Here is a 17822-nt window from a genome sequence, read left to right as displayed (position 1 = left end):
TACCGAATGGCGCGCATCCCTGGCACAAGTCCTCTCTTAGGAGTGTTCATGTCGGTTCCGCGACCGAGATCCCGCACCTACTCCTTGCTCGCCCTGACCGGCGCCGCCCTGCTGCTGCCCGGCGGCACCGCGCTGGCCGCCCAGGCCGGTCCGACGACGGTCGAGCCGGCCGGGGCCGCGTTCTCCGCGTCCCTGTCCGGCAGCGCCACCTTCACCGCCGGGAGCGTCGTGATCACCTGCGACGTCTCGGCCACCGACCCCGGTGGCGGGAACAACCTCGTGCCCGCCGCCCCGGGCAACCACAACCCGGACGGCGCCGTGTCCGGGCCGATCAACGCGCCCACGTTCGAGGACTGCTCGACGAACGTGCTGTTCGTGGACGCGACCGTCACGGTGGCGGACCCGGTGTGGGAGATGTCCATGCAGAACGGCTCCCCGTCGGTGGGCACCATGACCGTCCCCGCGGGCGGGATCGTGGTGACCACCAGCGGCCTGGCCTCGTGCACCGCGACGGTGAGCCCCGACGCCCCGGTCGGGGTGTCGGGCACCTGGACGAACGGCTCGCCCGCTTCGACGCTGGCCTTCGACACCTCCGCCCCGGTGGTGGTGGAGGGCGGCTTCGGCTGCCCGGTGGAGGCCACGGAGTCGGGCTTCACCGCGACCTACCTGGTGACGAACGCCGATGACCCGTCCTCGCCGATCACCGTGACCGGCTGACGCACGCGGCCGGCGGCCCCCGTTCCGCTCCGGGGAGCGGTCGGGGGCCGTCGCCCGGGCGCGGGGCGTCAGCCCTCGTCGTCCATGGGCTCCTCCGACATCTCGCCGTCCATGGGGTCCTCTTCGGACATGTCGTCCTCCATGGGCTCCTCGGACATGGAGTCATCCTCGGACATGTCGTCCGTCATCCCGCCGGACTCCTCCGTCCCGTCCTCCATCGGCTCCTCGGACGTCTCCTCGGTGTCGACCGGGCCGCCCTCTCCGGTGTTCTCGCATGCGGCGACGCCGAACACGGCGACACCGGCGATGGCTCCGGCGGCGAGCAGGCGGCGGGCCCTGTGGAAGGTGGTGGGCATCTCCGGTTCCTCTTCTCTCGGTTCCCTCCCGGCCCTCGGTCCGGGCCGGGGCCGCCCCCGTGCGGGGGCGGGGTCTCAGGCCACGGTCACGGTGACGGTGTGGTGGCCGGTGGCCCCGTCCGGCGCGGGAGGCGCCTGGTCGGGGGTCTGGGTCCGGCCGGCGCGGTCGGTGGCGCGGACGGCGATGCGGTGCCCGCCCGGTTCGGCGTCCCATTCCAGGACCCACTGGCGCCAGGTGTCGGCGGTCCCCTCCGGCGCGAGGCCGGCCTCGGTCCAGGGGCCGCCGTCGATGCTGACCTCGACCCTGTCGATGCCGGTGTGCTGGGCCCAGGCGACCCCGGCCACGGTGGTGGGGCCCGGCGGGAGGTCCGCCCCCTCGCGGGGGGTGTCGATGCGGGACTGCGTCTTGACCGGTCCCCGGGCCGCCCAGCCGCGGGGGACCCAGTAGGCGTCGAAGGAGTCGAACGTGGTCAGCTCGATGTCGACGATCCACTTGCAGGCCGACACGTAGCCGTAGAGCCCGGGGACGACCATGCGGACGGGGAAGCCGTGCTCGCGGGGGAGGGGGCGGCCGTTCATGCCGACCGCGAGCATGGCGTCGCGCCCGTCCATGGCGTCGGCGACCGGGGTGCCGAGGGTCATCCCGTCCTCGGATCGGGAGACCAGCTGGTCGGCGGGGCCTCCGTCGGCGGGGGAGCGCACCCCGGCCTGGGCCAGCAGGGAGGCGAGGGGGACGCCGGTCCACCGGGCGTTGCCGATGTACCCACCGCCGACGGGGTTGGACACGCAGGCGAGGGTGATGTCGCGTTCGCGGAGGTCGGGGTGGCCGAGCAGGTCGTCGTAGGTGAGCACGAGTTCGTCGCGGACCCCGAGGCCGTGGATGCGCAGTGACCAGGCGGTGGCGTCGATGCGGGGCACGGACAGGGCCGTGTCGATGCGGTAGAAGTCGGCGGCGGGGGTGAAGTGCGGGGCGAGCCCGTCGATCTCCAGGTCGATGCCGTCCGGCAGGGGCGCGGCGCGGTCGCCGGGGACGGGCAGGGTGACGTCGGCGGGGGCGAGGCCGCCCCGGCCGGCGGGGACCAGCCGGGCTCCGGCGGCGACCGCGGCGGAGGCCGCCGCGGCGGTTCCTGCCAGGAGGACGAACCTGCGCCGGTCGAAGCCGCCCCGGCCGTCCCCGCCGGTCGGGGCGGGGGTCCGGGTGAGGAGGGCGAGGACCGCGGCGAAGGCGGCGGCGCCCGCCAGGGTGGGCAGGGCGTCGAGCGGTCCGGCGTCGGGCCGGGTGAGCGCGGCGGTGAGGCCGGCGGCGGTGAACAGGGCCGTCCCCGCGATCGCGGCGGCGCGCCTGCGGACGGAGGCGATGCCGATGAGCACGGCCGCGCAGGCCAGGAGGACGGCGATGCCGCCGAGCAGGACGGGTTTGTCCGCTGTACCGAACGTGTCCACGGCGAACTGCTTGAGGGGGAGGGGCACCAGGTCGATGACGCCGGCGCCGACCGCCTGGAGCGGTGTCGCCGCGGGGCGGGACACGAGGGCTCCGACGGCCTCGGCCGCGGCCAGGGCGGCGCCCGCGGACACGAGTCCCGCGACGGCGGCCGGGACCGCGGGGAGGCTGCTCGGTGTGTCGGTCATGCCCCTCGTTCGGAGCCGGTCCCGGGAGGGCGACACGTCTTCGGGTAACAGAAGGATCACGGATCCGCGGCCGGGGTCTCCCGGCGCCCCTCTGGTCCGAACCCCGTGGTGAACGAACAGGGAAGGCTGGTGGTCCGGTGATACGGGCGGGATCGCACCCGGCTCCGGAGGGGGCGGGGACATGGCGGGGCGACCCTCTGGCGGAGCCGCTGGGCCGGGTCGCCCTGGGCGACCTGGAGGCGTTCGAAGAGGTGTACCGGGAGCTGTCGGGGCCGGTCTTCGGGGTGGCCAGGCGGGTGCTGGTGGACACGGCGCAGGCGGAGGAGGTGTGCCAGGAGGTCTTCCTGGAGGTGTGGCGGACGGGTTCGCGGCACGATCCGGAGCTGGGGAGCGTGGCGGCGTGGGTGTGCACCATCGCCCACCGCAGGGCGGTGGACCGGGTCCGGTCGGAGCAGGCGGCGTCGGACAGGCTGTCGGCGGCGGGTCGGCTGGAGCCGGGGGCGACCCCGCACGACGCGGTGCCCGAGCAGGTGGAGAACCGCCTGGAACAGGAGAAGGTGCGCCGCTGCCTGCGGCGGCTGACCGAGGGGCAGCGTGAGGCGGTCCGCCTCACGTACTACACCGGGTACACGCAGCGGCAGGCCGCCGACCTGCTGCGGGTACCGCTGACCACCGTCAAGGGCAGGCTCCGCGACGGGTTGATCAAGTTGAGGGACTGCCTGGGGGTGACGGTGTGAGACGGACCGGGGAGCACGGGCTGACGGCGGGGTACGCCGTCCACGCGTTGGAGCCGGAGGAGGCCCGCCGGGCGGAGCGGCACCTCGCGGAGTGCGAGGACTGCCGCCGGGACCTCGCCGAGTTCCGCGAGACCACGGCCAGGCTGGCGCGCGCCGAGGCGGTCCGGCCCGGGGAGCGGGTGTGGCGGGCCCTGCGCGCCGAGGCGGAGCGGACCCGGCAGGAGCCGCCGCGCCGTACCGGGCGGGCCGGCGGGCGCGCCCGGGTCCGGAACCCGGCGCGGTGGGCCCCGTGGGGGCTGGCCGCGGCGCTGGCCCTGTTCTGCACGGTGCTGGCCGGGGCCCTGGTGTCGGCCAACGAGCGGCTGGCCGCGCAGGAGGCCCGGGCCGCGGAGATGGAGGCGCTGCTGGCCGCGTCCGACACGAACATGATGGAGGCCCCGCTGGGGGACGCCCGCGCGACGCTGTTCGCCTCGTACGACCGGGACGCCGCTGTCCTGGTGGTGGAGGGGCTGCCGCGGGCGCCGGAGGGGATGGACTACCGGATGTGGTGGTTCTCGGGCGGCGAGGTGCGTCCGGCCGGTGTGCTGGAGGCCTCGGACGGCGGGCACCACGCGGGGCTGGCCGGAGGGATGGGCTCGCCGGACCAGCTGTGGGTGTCACTGGAGCCGGAGGGGGAGAGGGCGGAGCCGAGCGGGGAGGAGCTCACCATCGACATGTGAGGCGACGTGTCGACACCGCATGTCGACACGCGGTGTCGACATGTCGACGGGGCGACCGTGTCCCGAAGTGACAAGGAACGGCGGGTGACCGCTCATCCGCGTACGGAGAAACGCTCCGCCCCGTCGCCTACGGTCGCAGTATTTCCGGGTGGTCCACGCGGCGAAGGCCGCCCGGTGAGGCGCGGAAGGCTTCGCCCGTCCCCGTACCCCCCGGAGACAGCATGGCTACCGATGGTCCGTCCCGTGTACGACACACCTTCGAGGTGGCCCGGGTCCTGGTGCGCGCGGGCGTCCTCTCGCCGGGCCGGCCGGACAGGATCGCCCGACAGCTGCGCGCCCTCAAAACCTGGGGGGCGACGATCGCGGGCGGATACGCGGCCGCCGGGGAGCGCGCCCCCGACCACGCCGCGGTCGTCGACGAGCGCGGCGAGAGCACCTTCGCGGTGATGAACCTGCGCGGGCGTGCGCTGGCCCGCTCGTTGCGGGAGGCGGGCGCGGGCCCCCGGAGCCGGGTGGGGCTGCTGTGCCGCAATCACAGCGGTTTCGTGCAGACGATGATCGCCTGCGGCCGCCTGGGCGCGGACACGGTGCTGCTGAACACGGGCCTTTCGGCACCGCAGCTGGCGGACGTGGCGCAGGCCAACGGGATCACCGTGCTGGTGGCCGACGAGGAGTTCGCGGAGCTGTGCGCGCTCATCCCGGCGCAGGTCCCGCGGCTGACGGCGTGGAGCGACTCCGGCGCCTCGGACCTGGCGTGGGGGAGCGTCCCCCTGGACGGCGACGACCAGGAGCCGCCCGGGAGCCCGGGGCGGCTGATCGTGCTGACGTCGGGGACGACGGGTACGCCCAAGGGTGCGCGGCGGCCCACCCCGCGGGGCCCGCAGGACGCCGCGTCGATCCTGTCGCGGATCCCGCTGCGGTCCTCGGACCGGATCCTGGTGTCGGCGCCCGCCTTCCACGCCTGGGGGCTGGCGGGGGTGCAGCTGGGGATGACGATGCGGGCGACCCTGGTGATGCGGCGGGTGTTCGAGCCGGAGGACGTGCTGCGGACGGTCCAGGAGCAGCGGTGCACGGCGCTGTTCGCGGTGCCGGTGATGCTGCAGAGGATCCTCGACCTGCCCAGGTCGACGCGGGCCGCCTACGACACGTCGTCGCTGCGGATCGTGGCGGTGAGCGGGTCGGCGATGAGCCCCAAGCTGATCACGGGCTTCATGGACGAGTTCGGGGACGTGCTCTACAACCTGTACGGGTCCACCGAGGTGTCGTGGGCGACGATCGCGACGCCGCAGGACATGCGCACCTCGCCGACGACGGCGGGGCGGGCGCCGCTGGGGACCCGGCTGGCGGTGGTGGACGCCGACGGGGCGGAGCTGCCGCCGGAGCGGGAGGGGTCGATCTTCGTCGGCAACGCGATGCTGTTCGACGGGTACACCAACGGCAGGAGCAAGCGGGTGGCCGACGGTCTCATGGAGACCGGGGACCGGGGGTACATCGACGCGGACGGGCTGCTGCACGTGGCCGGCCGGGACGACGACATGATCGTCTCCGGTGGGGAGAACGTGTTCCCTCGGCCGGTGGAGGAGGCGATCGTCGCCCTCCCGGGCGTGCGCGAGGTCGTGGTGGCGGGGGTGCCGGACGAGGAGTTCGGTCAGCGATTCGCGGCGTTCGTGGTGCCGCACGAAGGCGCGGTACTGGACCCGAACGAGATCCGGATGCGGGTGCGCGGGGTGCTGGGCCGGTTCTCGGTTCCCCGGGACGTGGTGTTCCTGGAGGAGCTGCCGCGCAACGCCGCCGGAAAGGTGGTCAAGCGCAGGCTTCCGTTCGACGTTCCGCGCCAGTGACGGCGGCGTCCGGGTGCCGTCCCCTCCCCGGGCGGGGGCGGCGTCCGGGCCCGGGCGTGCGGAAATGCCGGACCATGAAAGGAATCCGAATCCTTGGGGAATTGGGTTCCTTTTTTCCTTGCGTGCAAGACATTTGTGTGCTTTGACATCGGGTACGGGGTTACTACCATGTTGCCGATGCCCGACCGACCTGAAACGTCCGAGGACGATTTCCCCCTCCCCCGCGTCGATGAGCAGATGTGTTTCGCTCTCTACGCCGCTTCGCGTGCGGTCACCAACCTCTACCGGCCGCTCCTGGAGCCTTTGAACCTCACCTATCCCCAGTACCTCGTGATGATGCTGCTGTGGGAGCGGGGGGAGTGCTCGGTCAAGGACGTGTGCTCGGCGCTCCAGCTGGACTACGGCACGCTCACCCCGCTGCTGAAGCGGCTGGAGGCGCGCGGGCTGCTGGACCGCGGCCGGGATCCGCGCGACGAGCGCTCGGTGCTGGTCGCGCTCACCCCGTCCGGCGCTCGGATGCGGGAGCTGGCCGAGGGGATCCCGGAGGCGGTCGGGGAGGCCATCGACCTCCCCGAGGAGGAGTTCGAGTCCACCCGGCTGGCCCTGCGGCGGCTGACCGGGAACGTGCTGGGCGGCCGCGCCCGGATGCCCGCGCGGCTCGCCGCGCTCGCCGGGGAGGGTGCCCGCGGGGCGCCGGACCCCGGCACACAGGACTGACAGGCCCGAGAGGTGCCTGTCTCCGTCACCGCGCCCGTTCGGGGATGAACGCGGCGACGGGCGGTCCGGGCGCCGCGGGGGTCGTGCCCGGCCCGGGACCGGCGGGCGGGCCGGGGAGGGGTCCCCGGCCCGCCCGCTCCCGTTTCCCGGGGGCTCAGCAGGCGCCGGGGGTGTTCTCCCAGTACCCGGCCGAGGTCTCGGTGAGGGAGGTCGTCACGAACACGTTCCACAGGCCGAGCGGGTCGTCGGAGCCGGCGGCGTAGGCCAGGCCGAGCCGTTGGACGGCGCGGCCCGCCCGGACGTGGTCGTAGTTGGTGGCGCGCACGCACTCCCCGGACCCGGGCCCCTCGGTGGGCTCCTCCGTGGGCGGGTCGGTGGGATCGGGGCCGGGGCCGTCGGCCAGCCCCCAGAACCCCGCGGTGTACCCCGTGGAGCAGACCGAGGCGAGGAAGTACGCGCCCGCGGTGCCGCAGCCCGAGGCCGGGTCGACGGGGGTGCCGTGCCCCAGCCCGGAGACCGAGTAGTGCGCGACCCGCGCCGAGGCGGCGTCGGCCCCGCCGTAGTAGGACGCGGTGGTGGACCCCGGCAGCGACTCGGTGGCGGTGGGGGAGCCGGAGATGCCGTGGACGTCGGTCCACTGCCGCACGCTGCCGGTGCCGTTGGCGGGGGCGACGGTGGTGTCGGAGGTGCCGTGCCAGACGGCCACGCGCGGCCAGGGACCGGTCCACCCGGGGTTCTTGGCGCGGACCCTGTCGCCCCACTGCTGCGGCGTCCAGTTCCGGCCGGGGTTCATGCAGGTGAAGGCGTCGATCATGCTCGAGGCGCAGCCGGTGGGGATCCCGGCGACGATGGAGCCCCCGGCGAAGAGGTCGGGGTAGGCCGACAGCACCTCGCTCACCATGGCGCCGCCGGCGGACAGGCCGGAGGCGTACACGCGGTCGGCGTCCAGGCCGTGGGCGGACACGGTGTGCTCCACCATGGACCGGACCGAGCGGGCCTCCCCGGAGTCGCGGGCGACGTCGCCGGGCTCGAACCAGTTGAAGCAGCGGTTGGCGTTGTTGGCGGTCTTCTGCTCGGCGTAGGCGAGGGCGAACCCGCCCGTGTCGGCGGCCTGTGCCCAGCCGGAGTGCCGGTGGTAGGCGGCCGCGTCCTGGGCGCAGCCGTGGAAGAGGAGCACCAGGGGCGCGTCGGCGGGCAGCCCGTCGGGCACGTACGTGTACAGGGAGAGGTTGCCGGGATTGGTGCCGAACGAGGTGACGGGGGTGAGGGCGGCGGCGTGCGCGCGGGGCGCCAGGGCGGCCAGCAGTGCGGCGGTCGTGACGAGGACGGTGGCCACGGCGAGGGCGAGGGGCACCCGCGCCCGGCGGGCGGCGGAGTCCATGGGGGGTTGCCTCCTGGGATACGGCGTGAGCGGGGGGTTCGGCCGAACCGTTGACCGGACCCTAACGCGCGTGTGATCCATGCGACATGTAGCAGAGACCCCGATCACATGTCGCTGTCCAGTGCGAACCCCACAGGGGACTCCGGCGGCATGGCCGATGTCCACATGTCCGGGTCCGGTGGTGTGTCCCCGCCTCCTATCCCCCGGCCGCGCGCTCGGGCCTACCTTGCTGCCATGACGACGCACGAGTTCCCGGCGGATACGGCGCGGCGCGCCCCCCGGACCCCCTCCCCCCGGCCCGCGGAGCGCACCGCCCGGGTCGACCTGACCGGCAAGACCGCCTTCGTCTCGGGTGCCGCCGGCGGCATCGGCCGGGCCTGCGCCCTGCGCCTGGCCGACGCGGGCGCCTCCGTGCGTCTGGCCGACGTGGACGCCGACGCCCTCGGCGCCCTGGCCGACCGGGGTGTGGGCGAGCCGGTCGTACTGGACCTGACCGACCTCGACGCCGCCGAGGAGGCCGCCCGGGGCTGCGACATCGTCGTGAACAACGCCGGCGTGCAGACGGTCTCGCCGGTGCAGGACTTCCCTCCCGAGCGGTTCTCGTTCATCCTTCGTCTCATGGTCGAGTCGCCCTTCCGGCTGGTGCGCGGCGCCCTGCCGCACATGTACGGGCGGGGCTGGGGAAGGATCGTCAACATCTCCTCGGTGCACGGGCTGCGCGCCTCGGCCTACAAGTCGGCGTACGTGACGGCCAAGCACGGGCTGGAGGGGTTCTCCAAGGTGGTGGCGCTGGAGGGGGCCCCACACGGGGTGACCTCCAACTGTGTGAACCCGGGATACGTGCGCACGGCGCTGGTGGAGAAGCAGATCGCGGACCAGGCGGCGGCGCACGGCATCCCCGAGGAGCGGGTGGTGTCGGAGGTGCTGCTGGCACGGACCCCGCTGAAGAGGTTGATCGAACCGGAGGAGGTGGCCGAGCTGGTCGCCTACCTGTGCGGTGACGACGCGTCGTACATCAACGGGGCGTCGCTGCCGGTGGACGGAGCATGGAGCGCGAGCTGAACACGACCCCTTCCCGGCCCGGCGACGATCCGGCGGGCGTCGCCGGCCAGGCCCCCTTCCTGGACCTGCTGCTGCGCGACGCGCCGGCGGTGGAGTACGAGCGCCCGGTGCTGCGGGCCCGCGCCCAGGGCGCGGACCCGGAGGTGGTGGCGGCCCTGGAGGCGGCCAAGCTGACCGCGCTGCGCGTGCGGTCGGTGATGCGGGACCGGCAGCGCCGCGAGTCGGAGCTGAGCGCCCTGTTCGAGACCGCCAACGACCTGGCGGGGATGCGCAGCCTCGACCAGGTGCTGCGGGCGATCGTGGAGCGGGCGCGCAACCTGCTGGGCACCGACATCGCGTACCTGACGCTGAGCGACCCGGAGGCGGGCGGCACCGTGATGCGGGTGACGTCGGGGTCGGTGTCGGCGTCGTTCCAGCAGCTGCGGCTGGGCGCGGGCAAGGGGCTGGGCGGCCTGGTGGCCAAGACGGCGCTGCCGTACGTGACGGCGAACTACTTCGCCGACCCGCGGTTCGCCCACGCGGAGAACATCGACCACGCGGTGCGCGAGGAGGGCCTGGTGGCCATCCTGGGCGTCCCGTTGAAGATGAACGGCCGGGATGTAGGGGTCCTGTTCGCGGCGAACCGGCGGGAGCGGCCGTTCGCGCACTCGGAGGTGGCGCTGCTGTCGTCGCTGGCCACGCACGCGGCGATCGCGATCGACAGCGCCAACCTCATCGACGACACCCGGCGGGCGCTGGACGAGCTGCACACCGTCAACGAGCGGTTGCAGCGGCACACGGCGTCGGTGGAGCGGTCGGCGGCCGCCCACGACCGCCTCACCGACCTGGTGCTGCGCGGCGGCGGGGTGCGGGAGGTGGCGGCGGCGATCGCCGAGGTGCTGGGCGGGTCGGTGACGGTCCGGGACGTGACCACGGACGTGACGGTGACGGCGACCCCGCAGGGGTCGGTGACCGAGCGCCCGCACCAGCCGGAGCCGGACGGGGCCGTGGAGGAGGCGGTGAGGGCGGCGCTGGCGAGCGGCCGCGCGGTGCGCGCCGGGAACGCCTGGGTGGCGTCGGCCGCGGCGGGCAGCGAACCGCTGGGCACGCTGGTGCTGCGCGGGGTGGAGCTGGACGAGACCGACCAGCGGGTGCTGGAGCGGGCGGCGATGGTGACGGCCCTGCTGCTGCTGATCCGCCGTTCGGTGAGCGAGACCGAGCACCGGGTGCGCGGCGACCTGCTCAACGAGCTGCTGGAGACCCCGGCGCGCGACCCGGGTTCGCTGCGGGAGCGCGCGGCCCTGCTGCACGCGGACCTGGACGCGCCGCACGTGCTGGTGGTGGCCGAGGCCCCGGGCGCCGACCCGGGGCGGCTGCGGTCGGCGGCCACGCACGTGGCCGAGACCACCGGCGGGCTGGCCGGGAGCCGGGCGGGGCAGCTGGTGCTGGCGTTGCCGGGGACCGACCCCAGGGCCGCGGGGCGGCGTGCGGCCGAGGAGCTGGCCCTGGCGGCCGGGGGTGCCCCGGTGACGGTGGGGCTGGCCGGGCCGACGGACGGCCCGGAGCGGTTCCGGCCGGCGTTCGCCGAGGCGGCGCGGTGCGTGCAGACGCTGCGGGCGCTGGGCCGGGAGGGCGACCTGGCGACCGCCGAGGACCTGGGGTTCTCGGGGCTGCTGCTGGGCCGGGACCGGGACGTGCCGGGGTTCGTGCGGTCCGCGCTGGGTCCGCTGCTGGAGTACGACGAGCGGCGCGGGACCGTGCTGGTGGAGACGCTGAAGGCGTATTTCGCGGCCGGGGGCAACCTGTCCAGGGCCCGCACGGCGCTGCACATCCACGTGAACACGGTGTCGCAGCGCCTGGAGCGGATCGGCCAGCTCCTCGGGGAGGACTGGCAGCACCCCGACCGCGCGCTGGAGCTACAGCTGGCCCTGCACCTGCACGGTCTCCTGGACAAGGGTGTGGACCTGCTCGGCGAGCAGCCGGGCGGTTGAGGAGAACAGCGGCGTGTAGTGGTTGTCGTCGGGGAGTTCGACGGTGGCCAGAGTGTCGGGCAGGCCGGCGAGGCGCTCGGGCGTGTACAGCCCGGGCGTTTCGTCCATGAGCCCGCGCGCCGTCCACAGCAGGCGGGCGGGGACGGTGAGCCGGTGGATCGCGCCGAGGGCCTCCGTGTCGGACAGGACCTGCCCGCCGTCGACCCGCACGGCCGCCTCGTCGCAGGTGGAGCGCAGGTCGGGGGCGGTCCCGGTGAGGTCGCGCAGGACGTAGTCATCGGCCCAGGGGTTCCACCGGCCGGCGAAAGCCGGGTGCCTCTGCCAGAACGCCCGGTAGTCGTCGGGGGAGCCGAAGGTCATGCGCAGCCGGGCCATGGCCGGGCCCAGGACGGCGTCGATGTCGGTCCCGGCGGGGACGGGGAGCCCGTGGCCGCCGTCGACGAGCAGCAGCCCGGCCACCCGGTCGGGGTGGCGCACGGCGGCCAGGCAGGCCACGAACGCGCCCATGGAGTGGCCGACCCAGACGGTCCGCTCCACGCCCAGGTGGTCCAGGACGGCGACGAGGTCGTCCGTGTGGGCGGCCAGGCCGTGCGGGCCGGGCAGGGTGCCGCTGGCCCCGCGCCCGCGCAGGTCGGGCGCGTGCAGCGGGGGGCCGCCGCGGGCGGCCAGCTCGGCCGCGGTGCGGGCGAAGGAGTGGCCGTTGGCGGTGATGCCGTGGACGGCCAGGACGGGGACGCCGGGGCCGTCACCCCACCGGGTGACGGCCAGGTCGCCCCCGGGGACGGGGACGGTGTACTCGTCCCCGCCGACCGGGGTGGTGTCGCTCATGCGGTTTTCCCTCTCATTCGTGTGCGGTCCGGCGGGCGCGCAGCGCGGACCGGACCCGCCCGGGCAGCGCGGTCAGGCCGCCGGGGAAGAAGAAGACCATCAGGACGAAGAGCGTTCCGAGGATGAACAGGGGCTGGGACAGCGGGGCGGCGATCCAGTCGGGCAGGGCCGAGAAGGCCTCCCCGCCCGCCTGGCGCAGCCGGTGCTCGGCGTAGGTGTACAGCCCGGCGCCCAGTACCGCGCCCCAGCGGCTGCCCGCCCCGCCCAGGGCCACCATCACCAGCAGGGTGAGCGTGAACTCGGCGGTGGTGATGGTGGGCGTGACCCCGCCGGTGACCAGCAGGTAGACCACGCCGCCCAGGGAGGCCAGGCCGCCGCCGACGGTGAACGCCGCCAGCTTGTACGGGTAGGGGTCGACGCCCAGCACCGCGACGCGCTGCTCGTTGGCGCGGATGCCCTGCCAGACCCGGCCCACCGGGGAGGCCGACAGCCACCACACCACGACGGTCGCGAGCGCGGCGTAGGCGAGCGCCGCCCAGTACAGGTTGGCGGTGTTCATGACGCCCACGAACGCGTCGGGGACCACGGCGGTGTTGAGCGACAGGCCCTCCTCGCCGCCGGTCACCCGGCCCGGGTCGCGGGCCACCAGGATGGACCCGGCCTGGGCGAACGCCAGGGTGACCATGGCCATCGCGATGCCGTTGACCCGCAGTGCCACCGCTCCCAGCAGCAGGGACAGCAGGGTTCCGGCCAGGACGGAGACCAGCGCCGCCCACAGCAGGGGCAGCTCCAGGATCCGCATCAGGAGGGCGGCCGTGTAGGCGCCGCAGGCGAAGTACAGGGCGTGCCCGAAGGACAGCAGCCCCACCCTCCCGTACAGCAGGTCGTAGCTGGTGGCCAGGCCGCCGAACACGAGGCAGAACGCGAGCAGGTGCAGGGTGGCCGGGCTGTTGAGGGCGCCCTCGAACAGGCCGGGGACCGTCAGGGTGGAGAAGGGCAGGGTGGCCAGGACCACCAGCACGGCGGCCGGGCCGGCCCAGCGGGGGAGTCGGCGCCGCCCGCTCGCGGCCGGGGCCGCGGTGTCGTCGGCCCGGGCGGCCGCCCGGGGTTCGGTCTCGGTGATCATGCCACCCTCTCCGCGGACTTCTTGGCGGCCAGTCCGCCCTGCCGGGTGAGCAGCACCAGGGCGAGGACGATGACCACGGCGATGTCGCCGAGTCCGGCGACGGTGTAGTAGTTGGCGAACTGCTGGACCAGGGCGACGGTCACGGAGGCGATCGCGCAGCCGGTCAGTGAGGTGGTGCCGCCGATGACCACGACGATGAACGCGAAGATCAGCAGCGACATCCCCTGGGTGGGGGTGACCACGCCGTAGTAGAGGCCGCCCAGCGCCCCGGCCAGCGCGGCCGCGGCGCCGCCGATGGCGAACACCAGGGTGAACGACCTGCGCACGTCGATGCCCAGGGCGGTGACCATGGCCCGGTCCTGGACCCCGGCGCGGACGATGAGCCCGTAGCGGGTGCGGGAGTTGAACAGCCACAGGGCGGTGAACAGGGCGGCCGCGGCGAGGATGAGCAGCAGCCGGTCCCTGGGGATGCTGGCGCCCAGCACCTCGACGGTGCCCCGGACCAGGTCCGGCTTGGGGAAGGTCAGCGGGTCGGCGCCCCAGACGGCCTGGAGGAGCGCCGGGGTGGCCAGGCTGAGGCCGACCGTGGCGAGGATCTGCTCGCGGTGCCTGCCGTAGAGCGGGCGGATGACGCACAGTTCGACGAGGGTGGCGGCCAGGGTTCCGGCGGCGACGCCGAACACCAGGGCCAGCAGGAACCCGGGCCCGTCGGGGCCGGCCCCGGGCAGGAAGTTCGCCGCCCACCACGTGCCGTAGGCGCCCAGGGCGAGGAACGCCCCGTGCGCGAAGTTGAGCACGTCCATGAGGCCGAAGATCAGCGACAGGCCGGAGGCGATGAGGAAGTAGAGGGCGCCCAGGCCGAGCCCGGTGACGATGAGGAGGACCACGGTGCTCACGCGGTCGGCCTCCCTTCGGTGTCGGCGGCCGTGCCCGTGGCGGGCGCGGCGGCGGGGGCGGCCGCCGCGCGGGACACGCCCAGGAGTTCGCGGACGCGGTCGGCGTCGTCCAGGAGGTCCGGGACGGGGCCGGTGTGGACGACCCGGCCGGCGTCCAGGACGACGGCGTCGCCCCCGACCCGGCGGACCAGGGACAGGTTCTGTTCGACCAGCAGCACCGGCACCTCCTCGGCGGCGCGGGCCACCGCGTCGGCGACCTCGCGGACGATCCGGGGGGCCAGGCCCTTGGTGGGCTCGTCGACGATGAGGAGGCGGTTGTCGTTGAGCAGGGCGCGGCCGATGGCGAGCATCTGCTGCTGGCCGCCGGAGAGGGTGCCCGCGGGCTGGTCCCTGCGCGCGGCGAGCTCGGGGAACAGTTCGTGGACGAGGCCGTAGCGGTGAGGGCCGGGGCGTCGCTCGGCGATGCGTAGGTTCTCGGCGACGGTGAGGGCGGCGAAGATCCCGCGTTCCTCGGGGACGTAGCCGATGCCCCGGGAGACGATGGCGTGGGTGGGCTCGGCGGTGGTGTCGGCGCCGTCGAAGACCACCCGGCCGGTGCGGGGCACCAGGCCCAGGACGGCCTTGACGGTGGTGGTCTTGCCGACGCCGTTGCGGCCGAGCAGGGAGGTGACGCCGCGCTCGGGCATGGCGAAGGAGACGCCCTGGAGGATGTGGGAGCCCTCGATCCACACGTTGAGGTCGACCGCCTCCAGCAGCGGTCCGGCGGCGGTCACGCCCCGTCCCCGAGGTAGGCGGCCTGGACGTCGGGGTCGGCCATGGCGGAGTCGGGGTCGGTGAAGGCGAGCAGTGCGCCGTGGTGCATCACGGCCAGCCGGTCGGCCATGTCGAGGAGCACCTCCATGTGGTGTTCGACCATGAGGACCGTGCATCCCTGTTCGCGGTGCACGTCCCGGATGACGGTGGTGAGTTCGCCGACCTCCCCGGCGCTGACCCCGGCCATGGGCTCGTCCAGGAGGATGAGCCGGGGGCGTCGGGCCAGCAGCAGGGCGAGTTCGAGCTTGCGCTTGTCGCCGTGGGAGAGGTCTCCGGCCGGCGCGGCGGCGCGGTGGGAGAGGCGGACCAGGTCCAGGGCGGCGGCCGCCTCGGGGCCGCCGTCCCCGGCGCGCTTCCAGAACCTGCGGGAGTCGCCGGTGCGGGCCTGGACGGCCAGGCCGACGTTGGCGCCGACGGTGAGGTCGGCGAAGACGCTGGAGGTCTGGAAGGTACGGCCCATGCCCAGGCGGGCCCGCTTGTACGGGGCGTACCGGGTGATGTCGGCGCCGCCCAGGGAGACCGTGCCCGCGGTGGGCCTGGTGAGGCCGGACACGAGGTTGAACAGGGAGGTCTTGCCGGCGCCGTTGGGTCCGATGAGGGCGACGAACTCGCCCTCGGCGACGTGCATGGTGATGTCGTCGACGATGACGGCGCCGCCGACCGACCAGCTCAGGTGGTCCAGGGCCAGGGAGGTGGCCGCGGCCGCGCCGGGCGCGGCGGCGGTGGCCGCGCCCGCGGGGGTGTCGGTGGCCATCACCCCTCCGCGACGACGGGCTCGACGTCGGCGGCGGGGATCTCCGCGACCAGCTCGGGCTCGGCGGAGTCGCCGGACCCGACCAGCTCGACCTGGTACATGGGCTGGAGCAGGGCGTGGTCCTCGGCGCGGATGGTCAGCTCGCCCTTGACGCCGTCGAAGGTCCAGCCCTCCAGGGCGGCGACGCGGTCGGCGGTGGTATCGCCCTCGGTGGCGGCGTGGACGATCATCTGGGCGGCGGTGAAGCCGTCGGGGGTGAACAGGTCGACGGTGCCGCCCGCCTCCTCGACGCGTTCGCGCATGGCCAGGGCGGCCTCGGTGTCGGAGGCGCCGTCGAAGTAGTGGGACAGGAACGAGATGTCGCCGCCGGCCTCGCCGAAGACCGGGTAGGACGCCCTGATGTCCAGGCCGGTGACGACCTCGGTGTCGGCGAGGACGCCCTGCTGGTCCAGGGCCTGCCACATGGCGGCGGCGGTCTCCCCGGCCCAGGCGACGAACACCAGGTCGGCGTCGGCCTTGCCGACCTGCTCGGCGAAGGGGGTGAGGTCGGTGGTGTCCGCCGGGGCCAGGATGCTGTCGACCTCGGCGCCCTCCCCGCCCAGGACGGCGGTGACGGCGTCGACGTTGGCCTGGCCGAAGGTGCCCTGCTGGGCGAACACGACGACCTTGGAGCCCTCGGCGTCGTCCATGAAGCTGCCCGCGGCGAGGATGTCCTGGTAGGTCTGGCGGCCGGAGCGGAAGGTGTTGGCGTTGATGCCGGTGACGGCGTCGGTGGCGGCCGGGCCGGAGATGAAGAGGATGTCGTCCTGTTCGGCCAGCGGGGCGACCTGGACGGCGATGCCCGAGGCGGTGGACCCGGCGATGATGTCGTGGCCGGTGCCGATGAGCTCGCGGGCGGCGGAGACCGCGGCGGTGGGGTCGCCGCCGTCGTCCATGTACTCGACCTCGACGGCGCGGCCGTCGATCTCCATGGTGCCGCCGGTGGCGTAGTCGAGTCCGGCCTCCAGGCCCTGCCTGTACTGCTCGCCGTAGGTGGCCAGCGGGCCGGTGGCCGAGTAGACGATGCCGATCCTGACGGGCCCGTCCCCGCCCCCTCCCGCGGCCTCGCCGGGGCTGCCGCAGGCGGTGAGGGCGAGGACGACCGCGCAGGAGGCGGCGGTCAGGGGGGTCTTGCGCATTTCTCTTCCTCCAGTCGGCACCGCCTCGTCACGATCGCCCGCGCTGGGGGATGGGGTGCCAACCCGAAGGTAGAGCTACGGTGATCCGTTTCACATGTACATGTGACATACATTCGGGCGCGAACCGGTGTAGAGGGGCGCCATAGGGCCCTTTCGGGGACCGCGGGCCTTGACCTCAACATTTGTTGAGGAACCAGGCTGTCCTCCGACGGCCGGGCGATCCGGCCGCGGAACCGAGGGGAACGACCATGGAGCGACCCGTACTGGTGACCGGGGCGACGGGCAACACCGGCCGGCACGTGGTGGCCGGCCTGCTCGCCGAGGGCGTGCCCGTGCGTGCCCTGGTCCGCCGGGAGGACCACGGCCTGCCGGCCGGGGTGGAGGCCGTGACCGGCGACGTCACCGACCCGGAGGCGGTGGCCCGGGCGGCGGAGGGCGTCCGGGCCGCCTACCTGGTGTGGCCGCTCATGACGGCGGAGGGGGTGGGGCCGGTGGCGGCGGCGCTGGCCCGGCACGCGGACCGCGTCGTCTACCTTTCGGCGGCGCAGGCCGGTGGCGGGGACCCCGGCGAGCGGGGGTCGTGGGGCGCGGTGGAGGACGCGGTCCGGGACTCCGGGGCGGAGTGGGTCTTCCTGCGGGTGACCGGGCTGTCCGCCAACGCGCTCCAGTGGTCCGGGCGGGTCCGCACCGGCACGGTGCGGGCCCCGTACGGGGACGCGCGGCGGTCCCTGGTGCACGAGCGCGACGTCGCCGAAATGGCGGTGCGGGCCCTGGTCGACGAGGGGCACGCGGGCAGGGCCTACCTGACGACCGGCCCGGAGGCGGTGTCCCAGCGGGACCAGGTGCGGCTGCTCGGCGAGGCCGTCGGCGTGGCGGCGCGGTGGGAGGAGCAGCCCCGGGAGGAGGCGGCGGCGGAGCTCACCGCCCTGTTCGGGGACACCGGGTACGCGGAGGCGGCGCTGGAGTACTGGGCCTCGCTGGCCGAGCGCCCCGAGGAGGTGTCGGGGGACGTCGAGAAGGTGCTCGGCCGCCCGGCGCTGCCCTTCTCCCAGTGGGCGCGCGACCGCGCCGACGACTTCCGCTGACCGCGCCGCGCGG

The 17822-nt window shown here is 74.5% G+C and carries 17 protein-coding genes; 8 read left to right on the top strand and 9 right to left on the bottom strand.

Annotated features, from left to right (window positions below):
* Positions 1-48: 48 nt before the first annotated feature.
* Positions 49-717, top strand: coding sequence for a hypothetical protein (locus K1J57_RS09440; protein WP_220564066.1), 669 nt, complete (start codon positions 49-51; stop codon positions 715-717).
* Between the two features lie 68 nt (positions 718-785).
* Here K1J57_RS09440 and K1J57_RS09435 read toward each other — a convergent pair whose 3' ends face one another.
* Together K1J57_RS09435 and K1J57_RS09430 are read right to left on the bottom strand one after the other, a co-directional pair.
* The gene (locus tag K1J57_RS09435; protein ID WP_220564065.1) at positions 786-1073 is read right to left on the bottom strand and encodes a hypothetical protein; all 288 of its coding nucleotides are present in this window, start codon (positions 1071-1073) and stop codon (positions 786-788) included.
* Positions 1074-1148: 75 nt separating this feature from the next.
* Positions 1149-2702 (bottom strand): molybdopterin-dependent oxidoreductase, encoded by a 1554-nt coding sequence (locus K1J57_RS09430; RefSeq protein ID WP_220564064.1) that lies wholly within the window; start codon positions 2700-2702, stop codon positions 1149-1151.
* A gap of 137 nt (positions 2703-2839) precedes the next feature.
* On the opposite strand from K1J57_RS09430, the gene sigK reads away from it, so the two are divergent.
* The 4 genes from sigK to K1J57_RS09410 all read left to right on the top strand — a co-directional run bounded on the left by sigK (position 2840) and on the right by K1J57_RS09410 (position 6716).
* Positions 2840-3439, top strand: coding sequence for an ECF RNA polymerase sigma factor SigK (gene sigK / locus K1J57_RS09425; RefSeq protein ID WP_220564063.1), 600 nt, complete (start codon positions 2840-2842; stop codon positions 3437-3439).
* Positions 3436-4158 (top strand): anti-sigma factor domain-containing protein, encoded by a 723-nt coding sequence (locus tag K1J57_RS09420; protein ID WP_220564062.1) that lies wholly within the window; start codon positions 3436-3438, stop codon positions 4156-4158. The genes sigK and K1J57_RS09420 overlap by 4 nt, the downstream gene beginning before the upstream one ends.
* Before the next feature lie 221 nt (positions 4159-4379).
* A complete protein-coding gene (locus K1J57_RS09415; RefSeq protein ID WP_220564061.1) occupies positions 4380-5999 on the top strand; it encodes an AMP-binding protein in 1620 nt (539 codons plus the stop codon).
* Between the two features lie 168 nt (positions 6000-6167).
* Complete coding sequence (locus K1J57_RS09410; RefSeq protein WP_370634637.1) at positions 6168-6716, top strand: MarR family winged helix-turn-helix transcriptional regulator; 549 nt, start codon at positions 6168-6170, stop codon at positions 6714-6716.
* A 154-nt stretch (positions 6717-6870) separates the two neighbouring features.
* On the opposite strand, the gene K1J57_RS09405 is transcribed toward K1J57_RS09410, so the two are convergent.
* A complete protein-coding gene (locus tag K1J57_RS09405; RefSeq protein ID WP_220564059.1) occupies positions 6871-8097 on the bottom strand; it encodes a PHB depolymerase family esterase in 1227 nt (408 codons plus the stop codon).
* 234 nt (positions 8098-8331) lie between these two features.
* On the opposite strand from K1J57_RS09405, the gene K1J57_RS09400 reads away from it, so the two are divergent.
* Positions 8332-9159, top strand: coding sequence for a 3-hydroxybutyrate dehydrogenase (locus K1J57_RS09400; protein ID WP_220564058.1), 828 nt, complete (start codon positions 8332-8334; stop codon positions 9157-9159).
* Positions 9144-11129: a helix-turn-helix domain-containing protein gene (locus K1J57_RS09395; RefSeq protein WP_220564057.1), complete on the top strand. Its 1986-nt coding sequence runs from the start codon at positions 9144-9146 to the stop codon at positions 11127-11129. The genes K1J57_RS09400 and K1J57_RS09395 overlap by 16 nt, the downstream gene beginning before the upstream one ends.
* Here the strand turns inward: K1J57_RS09395 and K1J57_RS09390 are convergent.
* The 6 genes from K1J57_RS09390 to K1J57_RS09365 are packed head-to-tail and all read right to left on the bottom strand — an operon-like array spanning position 11055 to position 16724.
* Entirely contained in the window at positions 11055-11957 is a 903-nt protein-coding gene (locus K1J57_RS09390) for an alpha/beta hydrolase (protein ID WP_220564056.1), read from the bottom strand. The two genes, K1J57_RS09395 and K1J57_RS09390, sit on opposite strands and share 75 nt — an antisense overlap.
* A 13-nt stretch (positions 11958-11970) precedes the next feature.
* Positions 11971-13083: a branched-chain amino acid ABC transporter permease gene (locus K1J57_RS09385; RefSeq protein WP_220564055.1), complete on the bottom strand. Its 1113-nt coding sequence runs from the start codon at positions 13081-13083 to the stop codon at positions 11971-11973.
* Entirely contained in the window at positions 13080-13979 is a 900-nt protein-coding gene (locus K1J57_RS09380; RefSeq protein WP_220564054.1) for a branched-chain amino acid ABC transporter permease, read from the bottom strand. The genes K1J57_RS09385 and K1J57_RS09380 overlap by 4 nt, the downstream gene beginning before the upstream one ends.
* On the bottom strand, positions 13976-14752 hold the full coding sequence (locus tag K1J57_RS09375) for an ABC transporter ATP-binding protein (RefSeq protein WP_220564053.1): 777 nt from the start codon (positions 14750-14752) through the stop codon (positions 13976-13978). Before K1J57_RS09375 ends, K1J57_RS09380 begins: the two co-directional genes overlap by 4 nt.
* Positions 14749-15546, bottom strand: a complete 798-nt coding sequence (locus K1J57_RS09370) for an ABC transporter ATP-binding protein (protein WP_220564052.1) — start codon at positions 15544-15546, stop codon at positions 14749-14751. The genes K1J57_RS09375 and K1J57_RS09370 overlap by 4 nt, the downstream gene beginning before the upstream one ends.
* On the bottom strand, positions 15546-16724 hold the full coding sequence (locus K1J57_RS09365; protein WP_220564051.1) for a substrate-binding domain-containing protein: 1179 nt from the start codon (positions 16722-16724) through the stop codon (positions 15546-15548). Before K1J57_RS09365 ends, K1J57_RS09370 begins: the two co-directional genes overlap by 1 nt.
* 248 nt (positions 16725-16972) lie before the next feature.
* On the opposite strand from K1J57_RS09365, the gene K1J57_RS09360 reads away from it, so the two are divergent.
* A complete protein-coding gene (locus tag K1J57_RS09360) occupies positions 16973-17809 on the top strand; it encodes an SDR family oxidoreductase (protein WP_220564050.1) in 837 nt (278 codons plus the stop codon).
* The last annotated feature ends 13 nt before the right edge of the window (positions 17810-17822 follow it).

It is taken from the genome of Nocardiopsis sp. MT53, assembly GCF_019598965.1.
Taxonomy (GTDB): Bacteria; Actinomycetota; Actinomycetes; order Streptosporangiales; family Streptosporangiaceae; genus Nocardiopsis; species Nocardiopsis changdeensis.
This window is presented reverse-complemented; position numbering and strand designations above follow the sequence as displayed.

Excerpts from the sequence above, each read along its gene's own strand:
- K1J57_RS09440 (WP_220564066.1), top strand. The coding sequence starts at position 49 with ATGTCGGTTCCGCGACCGAGATCCCGCACCTACTCCTTGCTCGCCCTG.
- K1J57_RS09435 (WP_220564065.1), bottom strand. The coding sequence starts at position 1,073 with ATGCCCACCACCTTCCACAGGGCCCGCCGCCTGCTCGCCGCCGGAGCC.
- K1J57_RS09430 (WP_220564064.1), bottom strand. The coding sequence starts at position 2,702 with ATGACCGACACACCGAGCAGCCTCCCCGCGGTCCCGGCCGCCGTCGCG.
- K1J57_RS09415 (WP_220564061.1), top strand. The coding sequence starts at position 4,380 with ATGGCTACCGATGGTCCGTCCCGTGTACGACACACCTTCGAGGTGGCC.
- K1J57_RS09410 (WP_370634637.1), top strand. The coding sequence starts at position 6,168 with ATGTTGCCGATGCCCGACCGACCTGAAACGTCCGAGGACGATTTCCCC.
- K1J57_RS09405 (WP_220564059.1), bottom strand. The coding sequence starts at position 8,097 with ATGGACTCCGCCGCCCGCCGGGCGCGGGTGCCCCTCGCCCTCGCCGTG.
- K1J57_RS09400 (WP_220564058.1), top strand. The coding sequence starts at position 8,332 with ATGACGACGCACGAGTTCCCGGCGGATACGGCGCGGCGCGCCCCCCGG.
- K1J57_RS09395 (WP_220564057.1), top strand. The coding sequence starts at position 9,144 with ATGGAGCGCGAGCTGAACACGACCCCTTCCCGGCCCGGCGACGATCCG.
- K1J57_RS09390 (WP_220564056.1), bottom strand. The coding sequence starts at position 11,957 with ATGAGCGACACCACCCCGGTCGGCGGGGACGAGTACACCGTCCCCGTC.
- K1J57_RS09385 (WP_220564055.1), bottom strand. The coding sequence starts at position 13,083 with ATGATCACCGAGACCGAACCCCGGGCGGCCGCCCGGGCCGACGACACC.
- K1J57_RS09370 (WP_220564052.1), bottom strand. The coding sequence starts at position 15,546 with ATGGCCACCGACACCCCCGCGGGCGCGGCCACCGCCGCCGCGCCCGGC.
- K1J57_RS09365 (WP_220564051.1), bottom strand. The coding sequence starts at position 16,724 with ATGCGCAAGACCCCCCTGACCGCCGCCTCCTGCGCGGTCGTCCTCGCC.
- K1J57_RS09360 (WP_220564050.1), top strand. The coding sequence starts at position 16,973 with ATGGAGCGACCCGTACTGGTGACCGGGGCGACGGGCAACACCGGCCGG.